At 60.6% G+C, this 23752-nt stretch carries 15 protein-coding genes and 1 pseudogene; 7 read left to right on the plus strand and 9 right to left on the minus strand.

Going from position 1 to position 23752, the window contains the following annotated elements:
- Position 1: 1 nt before the first annotated feature.
- From JZ00_RS13910 to JZ00_RS13925, 4 genes are all read left to right on the plus strand, one after another.
- Complete coding sequence (locus tag JZ00_RS13910; RefSeq protein WP_039591539.1) at positions 2–2200, plus strand: FUSC family protein; 2199 nt, start codon at positions 2–4, stop codon at positions 2198–2200.
- Positions 2190–2390, plus strand: coding sequence for a DUF1656 domain-containing protein (locus JZ00_RS13915; RefSeq protein WP_039591538.1), 201 nt, complete (start codon positions 2190–2192; stop codon positions 2388–2390). Before JZ00_RS13910 ends, JZ00_RS13915 begins: the two co-directional genes overlap by 11 nt.
- Before the next feature lie 10 nt (positions 2391–2400).
- On the plus strand, positions 2401–3264 hold the full coding sequence (locus JZ00_RS13920; protein ID WP_039591537.1) for an efflux RND transporter periplasmic adaptor subunit: 864 nt from the start codon (positions 2401–2403) through the stop codon (positions 3262–3264).
- Positions 3265–3349: 85 nt separating this feature from the next.
- Positions 3350–8332 (plus strand): leucine-rich repeat domain-containing protein, encoded by a 4983-nt coding sequence (locus JZ00_RS13925; RefSeq protein WP_039591536.1) that lies wholly within the window; start codon positions 3350–3352, stop codon positions 8330–8332.
- Between the two features lie 64 nt (positions 8333–8396).
- Here the strand turns inward: JZ00_RS13925 and JZ00_RS13930 are convergent, their stop codons facing one another.
- Together JZ00_RS13930 and JZ00_RS13935 are read right to left on the minus strand one after the other, a co-directional pair.
- A complete protein-coding gene (locus JZ00_RS13930) occupies positions 8397–9221 on the minus strand; it encodes an SDR family oxidoreductase (protein ID WP_039591535.1) in 825 nt (274 codons plus the stop codon).
- A 34-nt stretch (positions 9222–9255) separates the two neighbouring features.
- Positions 9256–9720: a hypothetical protein gene (locus tag JZ00_RS13935; protein ID WP_039591534.1), complete on the minus strand. Its 465-nt coding sequence runs from the start codon at positions 9718–9720 to the stop codon at positions 9256–9258.
- 174 nt (positions 9721–9894) lie between these two features.
- Between JZ00_RS13935 and JZ00_RS13940 the strand changes: the two genes are divergently transcribed.
- Together JZ00_RS13940 and JZ00_RS13945 are read left to right on the plus strand one after the other, a co-directional pair.
- Positions 9895–12150, plus strand: a complete 2256-nt coding sequence (locus JZ00_RS13940; RefSeq protein WP_082112087.1) for an RHS repeat domain-containing protein — start codon at positions 9895–9897, stop codon at positions 12148–12150.
- Entirely contained in the window at positions 12078–12719 is a 642-nt protein-coding gene (locus JZ00_RS13945) for a hypothetical protein (RefSeq protein ID WP_152668431.1), read from the plus strand. The genes JZ00_RS13940 and JZ00_RS13945 overlap by 73 nt, the downstream gene beginning before the upstream one ends.
- A gap of 108 nt (positions 12720–12827) precedes the next feature.
- On the opposite strand, the pseudogene JZ00_RS13950 reads toward JZ00_RS13945, so the two are convergent.
- Positions 12828–12992: pseudogene (locus tag JZ00_RS13950) on the minus strand (mannose-1-phosphate guanylyltransferase/mannose-6-phosphate isomerase); the annotation flags it as partial.
- Positions 12993–13133: 141 nt separating this feature from the next.
- On the opposite strand from JZ00_RS13950, the gene JZ00_RS13955 reads away from it, so the two are divergent.
- On the plus strand, positions 13134–15959 hold the full coding sequence (locus JZ00_RS13955) for an RHS repeat domain-containing protein (protein WP_082112088.1): 2826 nt from the start codon (positions 13134–13136) through the stop codon (positions 15957–15959).
- A 72-nt stretch (positions 15960–16031) separates the two neighbouring features.
- Here JZ00_RS13955 and JZ00_RS13960 read toward each other — a convergent pair whose 3' ends face one another.
- From JZ00_RS13960 to JZ00_RS13985, 6 genes are all read right to left on the minus strand, one after another.
- Positions 16032–17483, minus strand: coding sequence for a mannose-1-phosphate guanylyltransferase/mannose-6-phosphate isomerase (locus JZ00_RS13960; RefSeq protein ID WP_039591531.1), 1452 nt, complete (start codon positions 17481–17483; stop codon positions 16032–16034).
- Between the two features lie 111 nt (positions 17484–17594).
- Positions 17595–18260 (minus strand): alginate O-acetyltransferase AlgF, encoded by a 666-nt coding sequence (locus JZ00_RS13965; RefSeq protein ID WP_039591530.1) that lies wholly within the window; start codon positions 18258–18260, stop codon positions 17595–17597.
- A gap of 14 nt (positions 18261–18274) precedes the next feature.
- Positions 18275–19450, minus strand: coding sequence for an alginate O-acetyltransferase (locus JZ00_RS13970; RefSeq protein ID WP_039591529.1), 1176 nt, complete (start codon positions 19448–19450; stop codon positions 18275–18277).
- 11 nt (positions 19451–19461) lie between these two features.
- A complete protein-coding gene (locus JZ00_RS13975) occupies positions 19462–21027 on the minus strand; it encodes an MBOAT family O-acyltransferase (RefSeq protein ID WP_039591528.1) in 1566 nt (521 codons plus the stop codon).
- 119 nt (positions 21028–21146) lie between these two features.
- Entirely contained in the window at positions 21147–22283 is a 1137-nt protein-coding gene (locus tag JZ00_RS13980) for a mannuronate-specific alginate lyase (RefSeq protein WP_039591527.1), read from the minus strand.
- Positions 22284–22294: 11 nt separating this feature from the next.
- Entirely contained in the window at positions 22295–23746 is a 1452-nt protein-coding gene (locus JZ00_RS13985) for an alginate O-acetyltransferase (RefSeq protein WP_039591526.1), read from the minus strand.
- Positions 23747–23752 lie beyond the last annotated feature (6 nt).

Below are 23752 nucleotides of genomic sequence, written 5' to 3' on the forward strand. Positions count from 1 at the left end.
CATGCCGTTCTTGACGTCTGTACTTCGACTCCATCGCCTCGAATGGCGCCGTGGACTCTACGATTGGGCCCGCAGCGATGGCGTGACCTGGGTCTACATCTTCAAGGTCTTGCTGGCGGCGTTCCTGACGTTGTGGCTGGCGATGCGCCTGGAACTGCCGCAGCCGCGCACGGCGATGATTACCGTGTTCATTGTCATGCAGCCCCAGAGCGGGCAGGTCTTCGCCAAGAGTTTCTATCGCTTGCTCGGCACCTTGGCCGGCTCGGCCGTGATGGTTGCGTTGATTGCCCTGTTCGCCCAGGAAACCGAGCTGTTCCTCGGCTGCCTGGCGATCTGGGTCGGCATCTGTTCGGCGGGCGCGGCGCGTTATCGCAACTTTCGGGCCTATGGTTTCGTGCTGGCCGGCTACACCGCGGCGATGATCGGCCTGCCGGCACTGGCCCATCCGGAAGGGGCCTTCATGGCGGCTGTGTGGCGGGTGGTGGAGATTGCCCTGGGGATTCTCTGTTCCACCGCGGTCAGCGCCGCGATCCTGCCGCAGACCGCGAGCGCTGCCATGCGCAATGCGCTTTACCAGCGCTTTGGCGTGTTCGCCTTGTTCGTCACCGACGGTTTGCGCGGGCGCAGCCAACCCGAGGCCTTCGAGGCGCGCAATGTGGGTTTTATTGCCGAGGCGGTGGGGCTGGAAAGCCTGCGCAGCGTGACCGTGTTCGAAGACCCGCACATGCGCCGGCGCAATGGTCGGCTCAGTCGCTTGAACAGCGAGTTCATGGGCATCACCACCCGATTCAACGCCTTGCACCAATTGCTCGAACGATTGCGCAACGGCACGGCGGACGCGGTGGTCAGCGCCATGAAACCTGGACTGCAAAGCCTGGCCGAACTGCTCGATGGCTTTAGCGCACGGGCCCTGACCGATGCCGACGCGGGGCGCCTGGCGGCGGCGCTCGCAGCCTACAAAGCCGATTTGCCGGCCCAGGTGCGCCGGTTGCGCGCGCAGTTCCAGGAGACGGATCCCAGTGACGCGCAGCAACTGGATTTCCACACCGCTTATGAGTTGTTGTATCGCTTTGTCGAAGACCTGCATGGCTACGCCCAGACCCATGCTTCCCTGGCCGACCATCGTCACGAACGTGAACGCTGGGATGAGCCGTTCGTGTCGCAGACCAACGGCCTAGCCGCAGCCGCGTCCGGTTTTCGCGCCGCGTTCATCCTGCTGGTGCTGGGCAGCTATTGGGTCGCCACGGCCTGGCCGAGCGGCGCGACCATGACAATGATCGCCGCTGCCACCGTCGGGCTGTCCGCCGCTACGCCGAACCCCAAGCGCATGGCGTTCCAGATGGCCTGCGGCACGTTGTTCGGGGCGTTGGTCGGCTTCGTCGAGATGTTTTTCGTCTTTCCATTGATTGACGGTTTCCCGTTGCTCTGCGTGATGTTGGCGCCGGTGATCATGCTGGGCTCATTCCTCAGTTCACGCCCGCAATACACCGGCGTGGGGCTGGGGTTGCTGATCTTTTTCTGCACCGGCTCGGTGCCGGACAACCCGACGGTCTACAACCCGTACACCTTCATCAACGATTACCTCGCGATGATCCTCGGCATGCTGGTGTGCGCCGCCGCTGGGGCAATCATCCTGCCGCCCAACAGCCGCTGGCTGTGGCGCCGGCTCGAACAGGACCTGCGCGAACAGGTGGTGTTTGCCATCAGCGGTAAGCTCAAGGGGCTGGCATCGGGTTTCGAAAGCCGTACCCGCGACTTGCTGCATCAGGCCTACGGGTTGGCGGCGGGGCAGCCTCGGGTGCAACGGGATTTGCTGCGCTGGATGTTCGTGGTGCTGGAAATCGGCCACGCCATCATTGAGTTGCGCAAGGAGCAGGCGACGCTGCCGGTACATCCTGCCTACGCCGAAAGCCAGCCTTGGCGCCAGGCGATCCGGGTGATGGGGCGGGCGCTGGTGCGGCTGTTCCGCCAGCCCGGCCAGAACAACCTGGAACGTGCGCTGGTGGCGGTGGACCACGCCATTGGCCGCGTGCAAGCCACCGACGAACCCTTCGCCCCGCACTTCGACACCTCGGCCCTGCGCCGGGTGAAAAGCTACCTGCACTTCATTCGCACGTCTTTGCTGGATCCGCAATCACCCTTGGCCAGCTATGCCATGCCGCAGGCCGCGCCGCCCCAGGAACCTGAACATGCCCCGTGAGATCGCCTTCCACGGCGTTTACATGCCCACCATGACCCTGATGTTCTTCGTCGCCGCCGGCCTGGCCTGGGCGTTGGATCGTTTCCTGTCGGGGTTGGACCTGTACCGTTTTTTCTGGCACCCGGCGCTGCTGCGCCTGAGCCTGTTTACCTGTCTGTTCGGCGCGCTGGCGCTGACGGTCTACCGTTGAGATCGATGCGATGAAGAAGTTTTTCAGCCTGCTGGCGACGTTGTTGGTGCTGGCCCTGGCGCTGTGGATTGGCCGTACGCTATGGGTGCATTACATGAACACGCCCTGGACCCGTGATGGCCGGGTGCGGGCCGACATCATCAATGTCGCCGCCGATGTCAGTGGCGAGGTGATCGAGGTGCCGGTGCGCGACAACCAGTTGGTGAAAAAGGGCGACTTGCTGATGCGCATCGACGCCGAGCACTACCGCATCGCAGTGAAACAGGCGCGCTCCCTGGTGGCGTCGCGCAAGGCCACTTGGGAGATGCGCAAGGTCAATGCCCACCGGCGCGCTGACCTCGACAGCCTGGTGATCTCCCGGGAGAACCGCGACGACGCCAGCAACATCGCTGACTCGGCCCTGGCCGACTACCAGCAGGCCCAGGCGCAACTGGAGGCGGCTGAACTGAACCTTGCCCGTACCGAGGTTCGCGCGGCGGTGGATGGCTACGTGACCAACCTCAACGTGCACCGTGGCGACTACGCGCGCATCGGCGAGGCGAAAATGGCCGTGGTGGATATGAACTCATTCTGGGTCTATGGCTTCTTCGAAGAAACCAAGCTACCCAAGGTGCGGGTGGGTGATTCGGCACAGTTGCAACTGATGAGCGGTGAGGTGCTCAAGGGCCACGTGGAAAGTATTTCCCGGGGGATCTATGACCGCGACAACCCCGAGAGCCGCGAGTTGATCGCCGACGTGAACCCCACGTTCAACTGGGTACGCCTGGCCCAGCGCGTGCCGGTGCGCATCCATCTCGACGAAGTGCCGGACGGTGTGCTGCTGGCGGCAGGGATGACCTGCACCGTGGTGGTCGACCCGCCCGTCGTGCGCTGAGCCCCCCTCGGTTGTAGTAAATATGTACCACCCGGCCTGTCCCTGGCCCGTCCAAGCTGGTGTCTTCGACTGAAGGAAACTCTCGATGACCCAGCTGACTCATCACCATTTCATACGCCGCCAGTTGCCCAAGTGGTTGCTGGATGCCGACCAGGCCGAACAGGCGAAACTGCAGCAGGCCGCCCTTGACCTTGCCGAGGCCGGGCATCGCTTCAGCCAAGCGATAGACAGTATCCCGTCCCTGCGCGACTTTTCGCTGTCACGCATGCAGTTGCATCTGGATCGTCTCTTCGGCGCGACCGTCGACGTGGAGCGTTCTGAACTGATCAGGTATTTTCGGGATGACTGTGCAACTTACCCCATACCTGGGGGAGGTACGTCGACGCCGGTGTGTACACCGCGTGCACCTGAAAAGCGCTCGCTGCTGGAATATGCGCTGATCAATTTCACCTCCTCCGATACGCAGGCCCAGGCTTTCTTCCGGGGCAGTCGATTCAAACTTTATCCTGAGGATGCCAGCGCGTCTCTTGTGCAGATGCATGACTTCGCCAAGCTCTGTCGCGATCTGGATACTGGAGCCGCCTACGCCCACGAATTGCGGCGCCAGCTCCCCCAGCTTTCCCACGATGCGGCCTCCCTGCCAACCATCGCGGCGACTTACATAAAATACAAAAAAAACCAGTTGCGACACGACGCCCAGCAAGCCCGCATGCAGGGACTGCTGGACGTCACGGGCGAACGCATCCTGGCGGCGTTTGGCGTGCAGCTCGACGTCTCCGTTGTCCTGCAACCGCTGCGAACAGCGGTCGCCAGCGGCCTGGAACTGAGCGATCGGTGGCGGGCGGAGCACCACGTCATCCTGCCGGGGGTGCGTGTCTTTTGGAGCGAACCCCAACGCGCGGGGCAACTGGTACCGATCGTGGTCCACATACCTGACGACCCCGTCTCGCCCATCAAGCAATATCCCAGCTCGGTAGCGTTCCAGGATGATCTGTCCGAGCGTCTGGGAGATCTTCGCTATGCGGCATTCTTTTCCCGACTCCTGCCCCTGCCCCATAGAAGCTGGAGCGACCCAGCCCTGGTGGAACTGTTGCGCAAGGGGGAAAGGAACCTGGTCAAGGGCCATGGACTACGTGGGGACTTCTGGCAAGGCTTGTACCGTGAGTGGCGCAGCGTTGTGCTGAGCAGCGCATCGAGCCAGGCCCGCTCGGTGGCTGATATTGATCGAGACGTGCTGATTGGAGAAACCTGGATGTGGTTGGGTGCCGGACTGCAATTTTTCAGCGGCATCAGCATGTTCCTGCCAGGCGTCGAGCCGCTGGCCTGGGCAGGGGTTGCGCTGGGAATGGGGCAATTCATCCTGGATGTGTATGAAGGCGCCCACGCGCTGAACCTGGGAGAACGGCTGGAAGCGATCCAGCATCTTTTCAGCGCCGCGATGAGCGCCGCGACGTTCGGGGTAGGTGCGTTCGGAGCCAATCATCTGCTTGATGAAATGAGCCCGGTGGTCACGATCGAGGGGCATGAGCGGCTTTGGCACGGTCGCACCGAGGCGTTCGCCAGCCTGCGTTCGCCGCCCGCCCATGCGACTGTCGACCCCTATGGCGTGTGGCGCGCTGCGGATGATGCCTGGGTGAAAATAGATGGACGCTTCTACGAGGTAACCGGTCAAGAGCGTGACCTGCGTCTCAGGCTTGCCCCCGATTACCGTGGCGTAGCTCCAGCCCTGGAGTGGCGCCGAGCGACAGGGTGGCGCTGGATGCATCGAGATCCCCTGGGCATGCAAGGCGCACGCTTGCTGCAGGAAATCGACCCTCGACTGCAAGCGTTGTCAAAAGTCAGCCTGAACGATGCTCAACAATTGTTGGGCATCAGCGATGATCGCCTGCGCTACCTGGCCGTGAACGGCGAGCCACTGCCGGAACTGTTGCCCTACATGGCCCGGCGTCTTTCAGCCCGCGCGCAAATATCGGTAGCGATGGCCCGGCTGCGTGCCAATCAGCCCTTGCAGAGCGTGCCCCTGGGCGTTGCCCAGTTGCTGACGGAGTTGCCCGGTTGGCCGGCCCGTCGTGCGTTTCGCTACATGGATGAACGTGCCTCTTTTCTTATTGCCGGAGAAGGCCCCGAGTTGCATCTCGACGGTAACGCATTCAGCACCGGTCAATGGCAGGAACGCTTGCTTTGGCAATTCGACGCCCGCGAAAAGAGCGCTTTGCTGGGCCCTGAAACCCCCTGGGAAGCCCCTGCCATTACTCATCGCCGTCTCGCCACCCTGTTGGCTGACAGGCTGGAGCGCTCCGGTTACCGTTTGATCGATAACTTCGCCAATCTTGCTGCGCGGCATCCGTACGCCGCGCTCCTGCGCCGCGCCTTTCCGAACTTGCCGGAGCCGGTGACGGATGCCCTGCTGTCGGGTATGACCGTCGAAGAACAACATGGCCTGAGCAGCGGTCGCGTACCGCAGAGCCTTGCCCAACGAACGGTTGAAGTGCTGCGTGAACTACGTGTAGCGCGTGCACTGGAGGCGCTCAAGGCCGGTGTTTCCGGCAATGACCGGGATCGGTTGGTCATGAGGCTGTTCGCGTCCGAGTTGATAGGGCTGGCAGAGCCGGTACGTGTGCAATTGCAGCTCGACGGCAATTTTGCCGACCCTTTGGACGCTGGCGAAACCGGACCGCTGAAGACGATTCGCCGCCATGACGGTCGCTACGAGCCTTTCGACGAGACGGGGAACGGACTCGGCCCGCCCACAAGCCTGGAAGATGCCTTGCTACGGGCCCTGCCTGACTCGGCACGCCGCAGGCTGGGCCTGGACATTTGGCAACAGGACAAGCTGCGCAGCCGTCTGCTGGAGCATGCCTTGGGACATCGCGAGCAACTGCGCTCGGCATTGGGTATTCGCCCATCGCGACTTGACAACGTACGTTCCCCGGAACGGGTGGGCGAGCATCTGGGCTACCCGATGAGCGGGCGAGGACGGGGATCGTGGCAGCGCAGGGCGACCTTGCAATCTCGCCTTCAGGCGCTCTATCCAGACGCGACGATCTGCGCCCAGGTGATGACCGAACTCCAGGCACGCAGCGAGCAAACGGGCAAACGCCTGGCCGAGCTGATCAGTGAAAAAGAAGCCGAGTGGAAAGCGCTCGACGAAAGCCTGGAAACCTGGGAGCAAGACCAGGACAAGCTCCATGTCGTGGAACATGATGATCCGGCCGTCAGGATGGCTTTGCGCAAGAGAGTTGGCAAGGCGTTGCGCCGCAGTTGGCGCCGTGAAATCCGTTTTCCCACCCGGCAACGCACCGTGCTGGGTTTGGCGGTGGAGTCTTGCCCAATAGGGAAACTGCCGAGGCTGACAGCTGATTTCAGTCATGTCGAAGCAGTCTCGCTCAAGGGGCTGGCCTTAAGTGAAGATCCCTCGGATTTCTTGAGTCACTTTCCCGCGCTCATCGAGCTCTCGCTGGCTCATAATCGCCTCCCACGTTGTCCTTCCGCTATTGCCGGCATGACTCGGTTGCGGTTTCTCCTGATGAATGAAAACCCCCTTGTTTTCGACGATCAGGTGTTTGCGCCCCTGCTTGCCCAAACACCCAGCGCCACACTCGAATGGATCGAACTCTCGGGGGTGTCCAGTGGTCCGGAGGCTGCGCAGGTTCAACGCGCCGCCTCGGCGATCGAGGCGCTGGCGATGTTGCCGCGGCTCAGACATCTGGTGTGGAAGAATAACCTCTGGTTCGGCACCGAGCTGCTGCACGCCATCGGTCGGCTGAGGCAATTGGAGTTTTTCAGCCTGAGCGATAGCCGGTTGGTCTTGGATGAGCAGAACAATGCGTTTCTTGGCCATCTGGATCGTCTGGTCGGACTGGACCTGAGCGGCAATCGGCTGACCGATTTGCCGAGTCTGTCCGGATTGACTGAGCTGGCATTCCTGGATCTGAGCCAAGCGAAACTCAGGGAAATCCCTGCAACGGTCATTGAGCTGTGGCAGCGCACGCCCTGCCGTGCGCTCTATGTGATCTTGCAGGGCAACGCCATTACCCAAGTGGAATCCATGCTATCGGTGTTGCCCCGTAACGAGGCGGATCGCCGGTTGTTGGGTGTGAACCTGTACGACAACCCTCTACCGGTGAGCCAGATCGCCAGGCTGCGAGCGGCGAAGTATGACTTTGGATATAGCCGTGACCTCTGGGTCGCGAACGAGAGGCTGCGCAGTGCATTCGAACAGCTTCGCGAAAACCCCGCCAATGCGAGATTCCTCGACTGGCTCAGCAACGAGATGGCTCGTCTTGGTGGGGCGCAGGATGTTGCAATCAATGCCTCCGAGCCGAACAGCCGCGGCGTAAGAGCCGCCGAGCGCCTTTTCAATCTGGACGGTTCCATGGCGTTCATGCGCCAGCGGGTCACCGATCTGGATGAGCGCTTCAAGGCGCTGCAGTCGCGTATTTTCTCACGCCTGGAACCCAGCGTGCGCCATCGGACATTTGCCCTGGATGAGCTGGAGGTGCACCTGCAATTATTCCGCTATTTCTGCCTGGACCTGGCGCAACCCATGCTGAACAATTTTTCTCGATTCATGTTTCAGCACTATCGAATCTGGGCTGGTCTGCAGGCCATCAATGAGGGATGGAGCCCCCAGGTGTTCAACGCCCAGGCGACCGAGGCGCTTTTCGTCAGCCACTTGTTGAAGGACCTCACGGAAGGAGAGCCGCAATTCGAGACGCTCTCCTGGGCACCCTATCTCAAGGAAATGTCCCCCATCTGGCGGGCTTTCGAGAGCAAGTGGGATCCCATTATCGAAAGCCTGAGCGATGCCTATGATGGAGGGCTGGATACCTCTCAATGGCCCCTGGAACTTATGGACAGCCTGGCCCATCCTCCCCAGGCGCAACCCCCTCTGGAGCCGGTAGGGGAGGTGCCCTGGGGCGCCACGGACATCGAGCTCAATTCGGATCAATTGCGCCGGGCATGGCTGATCATAAAATTCGTCCAGGCCGCTGAGGCGGTACAAGCTTCAACCCAGGCTACCGAGGCCTTGGTGCATGCCTGGTGGCCGTACAGGTCGCCAATTTGAACGACTCGCCAGCAGGTCTCATTGCGCAGGGGGAGCTGGCTGGCGTTGGCAGACTGCGGTGCGATCAAAGAGAACCTTTCAACCCGAACCGCTTCATCAACCCCTTCTGTAGCAAACCGGAGGGCAGCCATGTCGCGATCAAGGGCAAGGCCCGGCTGCCGTTGCCCAGGCGAAGCAGGCGGGGGGGCTTGGGTTGTCGTGCGGCCTTCAGCAACCCGGCGGCGAACTCATGGGCCGGGGTCGGATTGTGCTGGGAGGCCCTGGCCCTGGCGCGGATGCCATCGCGCAACGGCCACCACGGCGATTGTTCGCTGATGAGCTGTTCGGCTTCATGCCCGGCATTCTTGGCAAAGCTTGAAGCAATCGCGCCAGGCTGGACTTCCATGACGCGAATACCGAACGGTGCCAGTTCCATGCGCAGTGCGTCGCTCAGGGCATGCACCGCCGCCTTCGAGGCGCAATAGGCGCCGGCGAACGGCGTGACCAGCACGCCGGAAACACTGCCGATGTTTACCACCAATCCCCGGGCCCGGCGCAACACCGGGAAGAATGCGCGCGTCACGCCGACGATGGCGAACACGTTGGTTTCGAACTGACGCTGCATCGCTTGCACGCCGCCGTCCAGCAGCGGGCCCATGGCCCCGTAGCCAGCGTTGTTGACCAACACATCGAGGCCGCCGTGTTGCTGGTTGATCCGTTCGCTCAGTTGCTCCAACGCTTGGCCATCGTTGACGTCCAGTTGCACCGCCGTGAAACCCGCGGCGTTTAGCTGCGCCACGTCCTCGGTTTTGCGCGCGCTTGCCCATACCTGGTAGCCGGCGGCCTTGAAAGCATCGGCGAGGGCGCGGCCGATGCCGCTGGAACATCCGGTGATCAACGCAACGGGCATGGCGCATTCCTTGTGCAAGAAGCTGAAGGGGAGGTCAATTGGAGAAGCTACCTTGCAATCGCTCCGCGCGAAATTCCAGGGTTTGCGGGCGATAGCCGGGGCGCAGTGGCGGGATCGGCAGGCAATCCTGCCAGTCTGCGCCGGGCTGCAAGTCGCCGGGGCCGCGATAACGCGGCGAGCTGTAGAGGTTGTCGGCCAGGTTGATGGTATCGCCGGGTGCATAGGCCGCGACTCGCCAGTGCAGTTGGGTCAACGGAACATCGTTGCCATTGCGTATTTTCAGCAACAGCGGCCGATCGGCCGGGCAGTGTTCGGGCGCGTAGGCAATGCTCAGGTCCAGGCGGGCCAGTTGCCGGGTCTCGCGGTTTTCCTGCCAGAGCACCCACGCCGCCACCAGCCCCAGGCCGACGAATGCTGCCAGGGAAACCGGCAAGGCCTTGGCCGGGTAGCGCAACAGCAGGATGAGCCAGGTGATGACAAGCAGTACGCCAATTAACATGGAACAAAACTCCGCGAAGTCATGACCACCATCCTATCGAAGAGGAGCCTGGATGGACATCCGCACGAAAGGGGGGCCGTTGGTCGCCACCGTCATTCCTGACAGTAGCCAGCGGAATCTGCGGCTGTTTGGATGCAGCGAACCGCCAAGGCGTCGTGACAAGAGGTTTGATGGATGGGCATGGATTATCGAACGCCAAGGCTGACCGTCGTGGACTCGCGTCGTTTGGTGATCTGTTCGGTCGATTATTGCCGCACTATTGAGGATGGCCCTGCGCAGCCGTATATCAGCCGAAATCTTTTTGACCTGGCGGGACGGGCAATCCGGCAGTGGGATCCGCGCCTCTGGGCCATGCAGGAAACGGATGAACGGGCGCCCGCCAATCTTTCAGCGGTTTATTCGTTGTCCGGCGCCACGCTGCATACGCTCAGTGTCGACGCGGGCACGCAGATTGACCTGCCGGGCCTCGCCGACGAAGTTCTGCTGGGCTGGGACAGCCGAGGGACACGGCGCGACATCCTCTATGACGACTCGCTCCGCCCCGTCGCGGTATTCGAGCAAGGCGATGGGCAGCCGCGTCGGTGTACCGAACGCATGGCTTATGGCTATCCGGGCCAGGGCGACCAGGACCATAACCAGTACGGGCAATTGATCCGCCACGACGACACGGCGGGCACCTTGTCGCTGGCGTCCTTTACCTTGACCGGGCAAAACCTCACGCAGGATCGCCGCTTCATCCTCGATGCCGCTTTACCCGATTGGCCGGAGGCTGAGGCCGATCGCGAACATCTGCTGGAGCCGGGAGAAGGCGCCGTTTCGATGTGGCGCTTTGGGCCGTTGGGCGATGTGCTGGAGCAGGTCGATGCCAGGGGCAATCGACAACGAGAGGACCTTACGCTCGATGGCCGGCTGTCCGGCAGCCAATTGCTGTTGGCAGGGCAAGGCGATTGGCAGGCGCTGGTGAGCAATATTCGCTATGACGCCGAAGGAAAAATCGAGCAGGAAACAGCCGGCAACGGCGTGCAGACTTCACTCACGTATGACCCGGAGGACGGACGCTTGTCCGAGCGCCAAGCCCTGCGCGCCGGCCAGGTGCTTCAACACTTGCGCTATGCCTATGACCCGATGGGCAACGTGCTGAGCATCGAAGACCAGGCCCAGCCGGTCCGCTACTTCGCCAACCAACGCATCGATCCGGTCAGTCGCTTTACCTACGACAGTCTTTATCGACTCATCGAAGCCACCGGTTGGGAGGCCGGTACGGCCAATCAAGGGCCCGACTCGCTGGGGCGAAGCGACCCGGCAGCGTTCAGCAACTATCGGCAAACCTACCGCTACGATGAGGGCGGTAACCTGCTGGAGCTGATTCACGTCGGTGCGCAAAGCCATGGCCGGGAAATCCAAGCGGCGCGCTACAGCAATCGCTGCCTGCCTTACCGCGACGGCATGCCGCCCACCGAGGACGAAATCGATGCTGCGTTTGATGCGCGGGGTAACTGCCTGGAACTGGACGCGGGTCGGTTGCTGGCCTGGGATCTGCGCAACCAGTTGAGGTCGGTCACGCCCATCGAGCGCGCCTCCGGGCTCAACGACAGCGAAGCGTATGTCTACGACGGTGGCGGGCCGCGGGCTCGCAAGCTTCGCACCCTGCAGACCGGCACTCGTACGTTGGCCGCCGAGGTGCGTTATCTGCCGGGATTGGAGCTGCGTGCTGACAGTGGCACGGGCGAGGCGCTGCAGGTGATCATCGCCCAGGGCGGGCTCAGCGAGGTTCGGGTCCTGCATTGGGAAAGTACGCCGCCGACTGGGGAAAACGATCTCTATCGGTATAGCGTTGCCGATCACTTGGGCTCGGTCGGCCTGGAGCTTGGCCAAGATGGGCGGGTGATCAGTCGGGAGCATTTTTATCCGTTCGGTGAAACGGCTTATCTGGCTGGAGAGGATGCGATCGAGGTCGGCTACAAGACCGTTCGCTACTCGGGCAAGGAGCAGGATGCGACGGGGCTTTACTCCTATGGTTTCCGTTATTACATCCCGTGGTTGCAGCGCTGGGTGAATCCGGATCCGGCGGGGGCGGTGGACGGTTTGAACCTGTTTGTGATGGTGAGTAACAATCCGCTGACATTTGTGGATACGGATGGGCGCATAAAGGTAGAGGCGGCGGGTGATAAAGGAAGTGAAACGTCAGTTACACCCAGTGCTCCGCCGTTCAGGCCGCTGCCATTTATTCCCCAACCGCCTTCTGCGCCGGGGCCTCCTCCGCCACCGCCGTCTGCGCCGGGCCTGCCCCACCCGCCACCAGGGGCCGCTTCCCAGCAACCCGTCAAAAAAAATGGGTCATTAAAAAAGACCCCGCGTTGTATAAGCAGCAAGGGGGCGAATACCCTTACTACTCGTCATTTTCAATCACCCTTCAGAAGCTTGGTATAGAGCATTACAGCCTGATTGCTGATAAGGATGAATTCGTAACAGCGTGGCGTGAGGTAGGAAATAACATGATCCCGCCTGCGAGAAATATAGATCATGAGAAAGCTCTGGAAGTCCAAAGTGTCATGGGGGAAATAGACTCAGAATGGTCCAGCTATCATCGAGCAGATGTGACGGAAGTTTTTCGCGGGGACTCGCCAGCCGTATTGAACAGCTACACATGGCTTGCCGAATTTACAGAACGGCACGCTGACACCGCTACAGAAATAATGCTGGATTTAGAAATCACTTCTCCGTTGATCATGTCAACGGCAAAGGACCCAAGCATGGGGTATGTATCCGGTAAATCAATAATGTGGCACTTCGAGCTGGACTCTGGACATGCGGGGGTTTCAGAAGGGTTATATGCATCTGAGGGCGAAGTGACGTTTCCGATATACAACAAAATCAAAATAACTTCGTTGCAATTTATCCCGAAAGGAAATGCCTATATGGACGACGCAAAGCGATTCGGAACGGCGCATAGATACGTAGTAAAAGCCAGGATGTTGCGCCGTTCAGCATCAAGCTAAGCGTTGGATGGCCAGGAAATATAAAAAGCCCCCACCCAACCCACTGCGGATAGAGATGCAGTGGGCTGGATGGGAGCTTCTTGTACGACTGATCGGTGTTGCTGATCGTTACTGCGCGATGGTCTTCACCGACACGCCGCGTTCGATCGGCGTCGAGCGCCCATAGATATCCTCGAAACGCTCGATGTCATCTTCGCCCAGGTAGCTGTCGGACTGCACTTCGATGATTTGCGGCGGGATCTTGCCTGGGTTGCATAGGTGGTGAAGCCATGCATTGGAGCAATTGGGCAGCAGGGAAATTTCTTCCTTCTCTACCGCCGGTCGCCACTGTGACATCTGACAGTAGGCAGTGGTGCTGGTCCTTGGCTTAGATGACGTGCAACAACCCTGGCGCTACGACGGGACACTGGATTGATGGGCATGGATCATCGAACACCAACACTGATTGTCTCCGATCCGCGTCGCTTTGCGGTTCGCTCGGTCGGCTATTGCCGCGGCCTTGAGAGGAGCGCCACGCAGCTGCGCCTCAATCGCAATCTCTTTGACGTGGCGGGACGTGCGATTAAACAATGGGATTCGCGCTTGTGGGCCTTGCAGCAGACCGATGAATCGGCGCCGGCCAATCTCTCGGCGATTTACTCGCTGTCCGGCGCCACCCTGCTTACGGACAGCGTCGATGCCGGCATCCAGATCGGTCTGCCAGGCCTCGCCGACGAAGGCTTGCTGGGCTGGGATGGTCGAGGCACGCGACGGGAGACGCTCTACGATGACTCGCTGCGTCCCGTGGCGGTGTTCGAGCAAGGTGACGAGATGCCGCGTCGGTGCACCGAGCGCATGACCTACGGATATCCGGGCCAGGGCGATCAGGAGTACAACCAGTACCGGCAATTGATCCGCCATGACGACACGGCGGGTACCTTGTTGCTGGCGTCCTTTGCGTTGACCGGGCAAAACCTCATGCAGGACCGTCGTTTCATCCTCGATGCGGCTTTGCCCGATTGGCTGGAGCTTGAAGCCGACCGCGAGTCCTTGCTTGAACCCGGCGACGGCGCCGTTTCGACATGGTGCGTCGGCCCGCTGGGTGATGTGCTGGAGCAGGTCGATGCCAGGGAAAATCAACAATCCCAGAGCTTGACGCTCGATGGTCGGCTGTCTGGCAGCCAATTGCTGCTGAAGGGGCAGGGGGAGTGGCAGTCCTTGGTGAGTGATATTCGCTACGACGCCCAGGGGCGGATCGAACAGGAGATGGCCGGCAATGGCCTGTGGACCACGCTTACGTACAGCCCCGAAGACGGGCGCCTGATGGAGCGTCAAGCCGTGCGCGCCGGCCAGGTGTTGCAACATCTGCGCTACGACTATGACCCCATGGGCAATGTGCTGGGCATTGAGGACCTGGCCCAGCCAGTACGCTATTTCGCCAACCAGCGCATCGACCCGATCAGTCGCTTTGTCTACGACAGTCTCTACCAACTGATCGAAGCCACCGGCTGGGAGGCGGGCACGAGCAATCAGGGGCCCGACTCCGTGGGGCGCAACGACCCGGCGGCGGTCAGCAATTATCGGCAAACCTATCGCTACGATGAGGCCGGTAATTTATTGGAGCTGACGCACATCGGCGCTCAAAGTCATGGTCGCGAAATCAAAGCGGCTCGCTACAGTAATCGCTGCTTGCCGTACCGCAACGGTGTGCCACCCACGGAAGAAGAAATTGCAGCCGCGTTTGATGCGCGAGGTAATTGCCTGGAACTGGACGCGGGTCGGTTCCTGGCCTGGGACTTACGCAACCAATTGGATTCGGTTACGCCCATCGAGCGCGACTCGGGTCTCAACGACAGCGAGGCGTACGTCTACGACGGCGGGGGCCAACGGGTGCGCAAGCTGCGCACGCTGCACACTGGCACTCGTACGCTGGCCGCCGAGGTGCGTTATCTGCCGGGATTGGAGCTGCGTGCCGACAGTGGCACGGGCGAGGCATTGCAAGTGATCGTCGCCCAGGTTGGGCTCAGCGAAGTTCGGGTGTTGCATTGGGAAAACACGCCGCCGACCGGAGAGAACGACGCTTACCGATTCAGCGTTACCGATCATCTGGGTTCGATCGGCCTGGAGGTCGCCCTTGATGGACGGCTTATCAGCCGTGAGCATTTTTATCCCTTTGGTGAGACTGCTTATCTAGCTGGGGAAGACGCGATCGAGGTGGGTTACAAAACGGTGCGTTATTCGGGCAAGGAGCGGGATGCGACGGGGCTTTACTACTATGGTTTTCGTTATTACATCCCCTGGTTGCAGCGCTGGGTGAACCCGGATCCGGCGGGGCAAGTTGACGGATTCAATCTGTTCCGGATGCTCAGGAACTGCCCACTCAGTTATAAGGACGACTCAGGCGGGAACAGTTTCCAAGTGACCGCTGACAATCGCTTCGATGTACTAAATGAGTCTGAGACAAAGGCGATGGATACGGGCAGCGTACTTATCGCCCGCGGGCTGGAGAACTTTCCAGAAGCAGCGAGGCAAAAGGTTGACGCTGCCTTCACGGAGGGTGAGCTCTGGCTGCGTGAGGCGATGAAGGCGCTATCCTCAAGCACGCTGAGTTCAAGCACCAAGATACTTTTCGAAAAATTTTTTGGAAAAGATGCTCTTGCCAACGAGAAGGGCACCGATGGTCTACGAATAGCCTTGCAAGAGAAGCTGAATGACTTAAGTAATTACCTGCGCGACCTCAAGGGGAGCGATAGCTGGAGGCTAGGGTTGGTGAAGTTTGGACGAGCTGGGGTCAATGGGGAGACGGCATATAACAACAGTCAACATCATAATGTATGGTTGAGTTTGGATCTGATTGAAAAATCACATGTTCTAGGGGTGGCGAGTACCTTAGTGCATGAGGCTGCCCATGCCATGTATGCTGGGGGAGGCCAGCATGTTCGGGACTTTTGGTATCTTCCAGAAACGTTGCCGGCGGACGCAACTTCAGAAGATATTGATACTTATCCCCTGCTCAAAATTTTAATGTCCGAGGATGTTGTAAGCCAGGGACCTATAGAGGAACGAATGAACTCCAGTGGTCGCAAAGCGTACGAAGGGACCATTAATGCTTCTCTGAAGCAATCGGGACAATCGCCTGCTAAGTCCCCAGAGGAACGAAGGACGGCATTCGTTAAAAATCCACGGGTACGTGTCGCTGTGATCATGCGTAATGCAGATTCATACCCCGGATTGTTAATGAATTTTCGAAGAAAGAACTAAAAAGCCCCCACCCAACCCACTGCGGATAGGGGACGCAGTGGGCTGGATGAGGGCTTCTTGTTCTGCTGATCGTTACTGCGCGATGGTCTTCACCGACACGCCGCGTTCGATCGGAGTGGAACGACCGTAGATATCTTCGAAACGCTCGATGTCGTCTTCGCCCAGGTAGCTACCGGACTGCACTTCGATGATCTCCAGCGGGATCTTGCCCGGGTTGCGCAGGCGGTGGACCGACGCGATCGGGATGTAGGTCGACTGGTTTTCAGTGAGCAGGAACACGTTCTCGTCACAGGTCACTTCGGCGGTGCCGCTGACCACGATCCAGTGTTCGGCACGGTGGTGGTGCATCTGCAGCGACAGGCACGCGCCCGGCTTGACCGAGATGTGCTTGACCTGGAAACGACCGCCCATGTCCACCGAATCATAGGAGCCCCACGGACGATAGACCTCGCAGTGGTTCTGGGTTTCGGTGCGGCCCTGGGCGTTGAGGGTGTTGACCAGTTGCTTGACGCCTTGGACCTTGTCCTTGTGGGCGATCATCATGGCGTCCTTGGTCTCCACCACGACGATGTTGTCCAGGCCGATCACCGACACCAGCTTGCCGTTGCCGTGGATCATGCAGTTGCGGCTGTCCTGGATCACGACGTCGCCCTTGGTGACGTTGCCGTTGGTGTCCTTGGCGTTGACTTCCCACAGCGATGCCCAGCAACCGACGTCGCTCCAGCCGGCCGACAGCGGCACTACGCAGGCGCGTTGGGTTTTTTCCATCACGGCGTAGTCGATGGAGTTGTCCGGGCAGCAGGCGAAAGTGGCGTCGTCGAAGGTGATGGTGTCGGCGGTCTGCTCGCTGCGCTCCAGGGTCAGCAGGCAGGTGTCGTAGATGTCCGGATCGTGCTTCTTCAGTTCTTCGAGGAAGCGGCTGGCGCGGAACAGGAACATGCCGCTGTTCCAGAAGTAACCGCCGGCTTCGACGAACTCGGTGGCGCGCTTGACGTCGGGTTTCTCGACGAAGTGCGAGACGCGGCTCACGCCTTCAGGCAGCAGCGCATCGTTGGTCGACTTGATGTAGCCATAGCCGGTTTCCGGCTTGGTGGCCGGTACGCCGAACAGCACCATTTCGCCACGTTCGGCGGCCACGGTTGCCAGGGCGAGGGCGCGTTGCAGGGCCTTCTGATCTTCGATGACGTGGTCGGCTGGCAACACCAGCATCAGTTCGTCGCGGCCTTCGTTGACCAGCATCATCGCGGTCAGGGCCACGGCTGGCGCGGTGTTGCGACCGAACGGCTCCATCAGGATGCGCTGGGCCTCCAGGTTCTGGCCGGACAGCTGCTCGTTGACGATGAAGCGGTGCTCTTTGTTGCAGACCACGATCGGGGTGTCCATGCCTTCGAACACCAGGCGCTCGAGGGTCTGCTGGAACAGGGTGTGTTCGCCGGTCAGGGCCAGGAACTGTTTAGGGAACTGCTTGCGCGAAAGCGGCCAAAGACGTGAGCCGCTACCACCTGACAAGATCACCGGAATCATGTGTGTTACTCCTACAAAATCGAAATGGTTTTAGAGCTACTGCGTTCTGTCGTTTCACTCTCTTGTTTTTGTTCCGTGCCCGGGCGGCCCTCAGGCCACCCGGGCAAATGATCAGCGGGTGGAAACCGGGCGCTTGACCCAGACCGGCGACAGGTTGCTACCCGAACCGGTCACATACAGCACGGCCGCTTCGCCGCGCTCCAGGGCGACTGGCTTCAGATCGCCAACTTTCTTGTCGCCTTCGAACAGGGCCAGGCTGACTTTCACCGGGTTGATTTCACGCTCGCCACGGCCCTTGGCCGCTACGTTCGGAACCACTTCGGTCTTGCCGTCGGCAGTCTTGAGGGTCAGGGCTTTGTCGCTGAGGTTCTGTACGCGTACCAGGGATTTCTGCTTGTTCTTGAACGGTGGTTCTTCGATCAGTTGTGGCTGGCCGCTGGCGTTGTTGACCAGGGTGTAATAGTGATCGGAAGCCAGTTTAACCGGTACGGTCTGGCTGCCTACCTTGGCGCTGTAGTCGCCGCCAGGCATGAAGCTGAAGTCGCTGCTGGCCAGTGGGGCTACGTCGCTGATATTGGTGCTGCCGACGGTGGCGCTGACTTCGGCGTTGCTGGCGTTGTAGACCCGCACGAAGCTCGAACCTTTTGGCGCGACCGGACCATAGAGGGCCGAGTCACCGGCGAAGGCCGAGAAGGAAAGGGCGCTCATGCTGGCGACCAGGGCAACGGCCTTGAAGGAGCGAGCAGCGAGACGGCGAGGAGTAGTGTTGAAAGTCATGGTGGACCTCTCTTTCAGTTTTGCGCCCGATCGGGCGTCTCGGATTGTGTGTTTGCAGCTACGTTCTGTTGGCGGGCGCCGGCTTGCTTGAGTTCGGCGACCCACTGTGGATCGGCGTCGCCGATCTCGTTGTTCACGGGCAGATAACGTTCAGGGAACTCCCAGATCAGCACCTGTGGCGGGCTGTTCTTGAAAGCGTCGCTCTTGAGGTAGCTGAGCATCGGCAGAATCGGGCCGTGGCCGTCCTCGGCGTAGTTCACAACATCACTGTGCAGGGCTTGCTTGAGTGCACCGACGAAGTTCCAGTTGGGGTTGGCGCTGTAGCTGGTACCGATCAGGGCCACAGGCACCTGGGCATCGGCGAACAACGCGTCCTCGCTGGCCGGCTGGTCATCGGCTTCACGGGTGTTGCGCTTGACCAGCGGCTCCTGGGCCGGCATCAGGTTTTCGAACAGCGGGTCCAGCGGCAGGAACTGGCGCAGGTCGCCCTTGTGGATGATTTTCTCCGCAGGCTCGGTGACGAAACGCTGGGGCTCACCGTTGAGTGGTGTGCGTTCGGCAATGGCCTTGGCCAGATGTTCCGCAGCAATTTGCGCGCCTTCCGGCGTCCAGTGGGTGTCGGTGCGCAGGAACACTTGCTGGCCGCTTTGCTTGGCCTGCTGCAGCGGGGCGAGCAGGTCAGGGGCGACGATCTTGTCCGCTGCCACGCGGGCATGGAAGTCCTGGTACAGGTTGGCGTGAATGCTCGAAGGCTTCACTTCACCCAGGTGCTCGGGATACAGGCGCGCCTTGGCCGGCACGATCGCCATGACCAGGGTGATGCCTTGTTCCTTGAGCTTCTGGCGCACGCCTTCGATCAGCGCGTAGTTGCCTTGCAGGTTCTGCTCTTCGTTGACGATCGGGTTGAACTCTTCGTCGCTGAACAGCCACTGGTCGCGGCCCAGGACCACGCCTTTGCGGCCTTCGTTGAACAGCTTGTAGTCCAGCGCGGCCCAGATATTGGTGCCCAGGCGCTTGATCGGGAATTCATCGTCGTAGTGCGTTTCCACGGCTTTGGCCCAGCGACCGTTGAGCACGGTCGCATCGGGGTTGGTGCTGAAGCCAAGGAAGCTGCGCATCGACCAAATACCCAGCGCCGTCAGGATCAACATAAACAGCGCGACGTAGAAGATGCGTAATGAGCGGGTCATGTCCGGATCCCTCAGAACTGGAAGTAAAGGAACGGCGAGAAGCTTTGCGCCGACAGTTTGAGAATCGAGGCGATGAACAGCACCAACACCAGGGTGCGCATCACATAGCGTGACCAGTCCACGGTCCAGTAGGCCGGTTGCACCTGGGCTTCTACGCCCACGGTGTAGCCGGGTTCATGGATGGTCGACGGGTTGTCGCCCGGAACAGCCTTGATCAGCCCCGGTTGCGCAGTGGCCGGGCCATTGGCTTCGGTGTCCATCTCAGGCTTGGCCTTGACCGGCGGACGATTGGTGTAGAAGTCCCGCAGGCCGAAGAAGGCGAGGGTGGCGTAGGCCACCACCAGCGTGGCGATCTGCAGGCCGGTGAGGTTGGCGCGGGTCAGTTCCGACAGCGACCAGTCACCGAAGCTGAACATGGCGCTGTACATGCGACCGGCCACGTGCAGGTTCTCGGCACGGAAGATTACCCAGCCCATCACCACCAGCAGGAACGTCAGTGCCCAGCGGATCGGGTTGATGCTGCGTGGCGTGGTGTTGATGCCCACCGCTTTTTCGATGGCCAGCCACATGCCGTGCCAGGCACCCCAGATCACGTAGGTGATGTTCGCACCGTGCCACAGACCACCCAGCAGCATGGTCAGGAACAGGTTGCGATAGGTCATCAGCGTGCCTTTGCGGTTACCGCCCAGGGTGATGTAGAGGTAGTCACGCAGCCAGGTCGACAGGCTGATGTGCCAGCGGCGCCAGAACTCAGTGATCGATTGGCTGATGTAGGGCTGCTTGAAGTTTTCCATGAAGCGGAAACCCATCATCAAGCCCAGGCCGATGGCCATGTCGCTGTAGCCGGAGAAGTCGAAGTACAGCTGCGCGGTGTACGCCAGGGCACCGAGCCAGGCGTCGCCCGTGGTCGGGTTCTGCAGGGCAAAGCAATGGTCGGCCACCACCGCCAGGGTGTCGGCGATGAACACTTTCTTGATGAAGCCCTGCATGAAGCGCGTGCAGCCTTCGGAGAACTTGTCCAGCGTGTGGGTGCGGTTGTTGAACTGGTCGGCCAAGTCACGGAAACGCAGCACGGGGCCGGCGATCAGGTGCGGGAAGATCGCCACGAACGCCGCGAAGTCGATCAGGTTGCGGGTCGCCGGCGTATCACCGCGATACACGTCGATGATGTAGCTGATGGACTCGAAGATGTAGAACGAGATCCCGATCGGCAACAGCACGTGGGTCAGGATGAACGGGTTGAGCCCGAAGCTGGTGATGATTGCGTTGAGGCTGTCCACGCCGAAGTTGGCGTATTTGAAATAGCCCAGGATGGCCAAGTCCACGCCCACGCCGAGCAGCAGCCAGCGCTGGGCCGGTTTGGTGCGCACACCGGCGGCGCCGACTTTCAGGCCGATCCAGTAGTTCCACAGGGTCACGCCGGCGAACAGGGCCAGGAAGTCCACGCGCCACCAGGCATAGAACACATAGCTGGCGATCAGCAGCAGCAGGTTGCGATAGCGTTGCCCGCTCAGGTAGTACAAGCCGAGAAAGATCGGCAGGAACAGGAACAGGAACACATTGGATGAAAATACCATCCCGATCTCTCCTTGTTGAATCAACAGTCAAGGGCCAGAGCCCCCCAAACCCCCCCATGAAAACCGGGGGGCATTGCATTTGAAACAGACCACTTCCCTGCCAGGCAGAGAGAAGGGTGTCAGCTTCCTTTTTCGCCTTTCTCCCGTGAGGGGTCGTACACCCGGGTCAAGTCACCGCCGAGGCGGAAGGTCTTGAACGGTTGCATCTCGTGCTTGCGTTCCAGCACATCCTCGGAGCAGGTGTAGAGGCTGCAGAACGGTTCGAGCCAGGCGAATTTCGAATCGATCTTCAGATCCTTCATGTCCTGCTCTTCGCCGTTCTTCTCTTCGAAGATGTCCGGGTCTTTCACCCCGGCCAGCACCCGGTCACCCAGTCGCTTGAGGGCACCGTTGTTTTCCTGGCGCAGGTCCACGCCGTTGACCTGGGCGAAACTGGCGATCATCGCCAGCGGCGGCAGGGCATAGTTGTGGTAGGACAGGGCGCGTTGCTTGCGCTTGAGCTCGTTGGGCAGATAACCCTCGGCATCGACCTGGTTGACGCCGACCTTGTATTCCTTGACGGCCCAATCGAACAGGTCGCGGCGGTTGGTCGCCACGGACGTGGCCATGACCGACCAGGCGGCCCAGTACGAGTGGTTGTTGGTCTTGTCCAGCGGCAGGTTGTCCCAATCGCTGACCACCTGATCGGCCATCTTGCTGAACCAGCCTTCGATCAGTTGCGCCTGCTCCTGATGGTTCGCCAGCGGGCGCGACTCGGAGAACTTCAGGCGCACATAGGCCGAAGCCATGCTGCCCAATGCCCATTTGCGCATGGACTTGCCGGTGTGGTTGAAGTCCTTGGACATCAACGCATCGGCCTTGGCCCAGGCGGTCAGCCAGTTCAGCGTGCATTCCAGCTGCTCGGGACGACCGTCGCGCATGAACTGCATGACTTGCTTGCTGATGCCGCGCTCGATCTTGGTGATGTCGGCGGTGCTGTCGCGGAAGGCTTTTTCCGATTGCACGTTCAGCGTTGCGCGAGCCTTGTCGGAGCCCTCGTATTTGCTGCGAAACTGCAGCGAGCCGGTGTACGGGGTCGGCACGGCCTCGCAGCCCTTGCCGCCGTCGCCTTCTTTGACCTTTTCAATCGGTGCGAAGTAGCCCTGTGGCGGGCGCAGTGGAGCCGCGGCCTGCGTGGCCCCGGCGAACATCGCCAGGGTCAGCAGGGACGGCGCCAGCAGCGTTTTCAACGTTCGGGTGCGCATGATTCTGGTCATGAGACGAGACCTCATTGTCCGATTTGAGCCGTTTGTTGCTCGGCTTGCGGAGATGCGTTGCGTTTGCAGACTTTCGCTTCCACTTGCAGTGGCTCCTTGCCGGCTTCAGGTCCTTGGACTTCCAGCGCCAGGAGGTTCTGGGAAGCCCAGTCCTCGTCGGTGCGCAGTTGGAAGGCGAAACGTCCGTCGGTTTCGGAGGTGTTCGGTTTTTCGATCTTGATGTCCTCGTGGCGCCCATTCATGTACCAGAGGGTGGCTTGCAAGGTTTTCACCGAGGTGTCGGCGAAGCGGATGTCGACCTGGTGACTGCCGTTACGCAGGTCCATATTCTTGCTGTTGACCATCAATTCGTTCTTGCCCGGCTTGAGCTTGGTCTTGCTGCTCATCAGTGCCGGCTTGCCTTCGCAACCGTTGTTGTCCAGCAGCGCCATCATCTGGCGGTAGATGGTTTCCTGGTCCAGGCGATACAACGGCGAGAATTCCCAGATGAGAATCTTCGGCGGGTTCTTCTGGAATTCTTCGCTGCCCAGGTACTGGATCATCGCGCCCTCCAAACCGCCACCAGGGAAGGCCACGTTGAGGATGTCGGCGCCGATGGCTTCCTGCAGGAAACCGGCGAAGTTGTAGTTCTTGCCGCTGTGACTGGTGCCCACCAGGGTGATTTGCGGATCGCTGGAATCACCGAACAGGTCGCCATCGCCTGCCTCGCCCTTGGGCTCGGTGGTGAACTGGTCCATGTATTGGATCGCGTAGCTGGTGCCGCACAGTTGCCCGGCCATGTTGTGCAGGGTGCCGGTCTTGCCCATGCGGCCGGACTTCTTGGTTTCGAACTCACGCTTGGGAATGTCGGCGAAGGCCGGGATCTGCTTGACCTTCTCGGCGACGATTTTCGCCGTGCGCTGGGCACCGTAAGGTGTCCAGTGCTGGTCGCCACGGAAATAGAAATCGTGGGCCGGCAGGGTTTCGGGCAGGTTCTCGTTGGTCAGCGGCGACAGGTCCGGCACGACGTAACCCATCTGGGCGAAACGGCCGAGCATGGATTTGTAGTTGGTCAGCGCTTTCTCGTAGTCGAACGCGGCCTTTTCCTGCGGGTTGAGCTTGTTGCGATTCACCAGGCCGCGGGTCGGCTGGTAGACGAGCACCAGCTCGACGCCTTTTTTCTTGAACGCATCGTGCAGCTGCTGCATGCGTTTGTAGCCGGCCGGCGTGGTGTTGAATTCCGTGCGCAGGTCTTCCTGGGTACGGAACAGCCAGTCACCCTGGGCCTGCACCAGCGTGGTGAAGTTTTGCTGGTAGCGCGTGGTGTAGTTCTTCGCGTCGTGGGCAGCCGGGCACAGGTTGCAGCACGGTTCGGCCGTAAACGTCGGTGCTTTGACTTCATCGGCGCGCGCGCCGCTTGCGGCGGCGAGAATGCCGGCAGTCAGGGCGGACAGGCCCAGAAGTTTGATCATGTGTGGGTTCATAAAGGT

This window comes from Pseudomonas frederiksbergensis (assembly GCF_000802155.2).
Classification (GTDB): Bacteria; Pseudomonadota; Gammaproteobacteria; order Pseudomonadales; family Pseudomonadaceae; genus Aquipseudomonas; species Aquipseudomonas frederiksbergensis_A.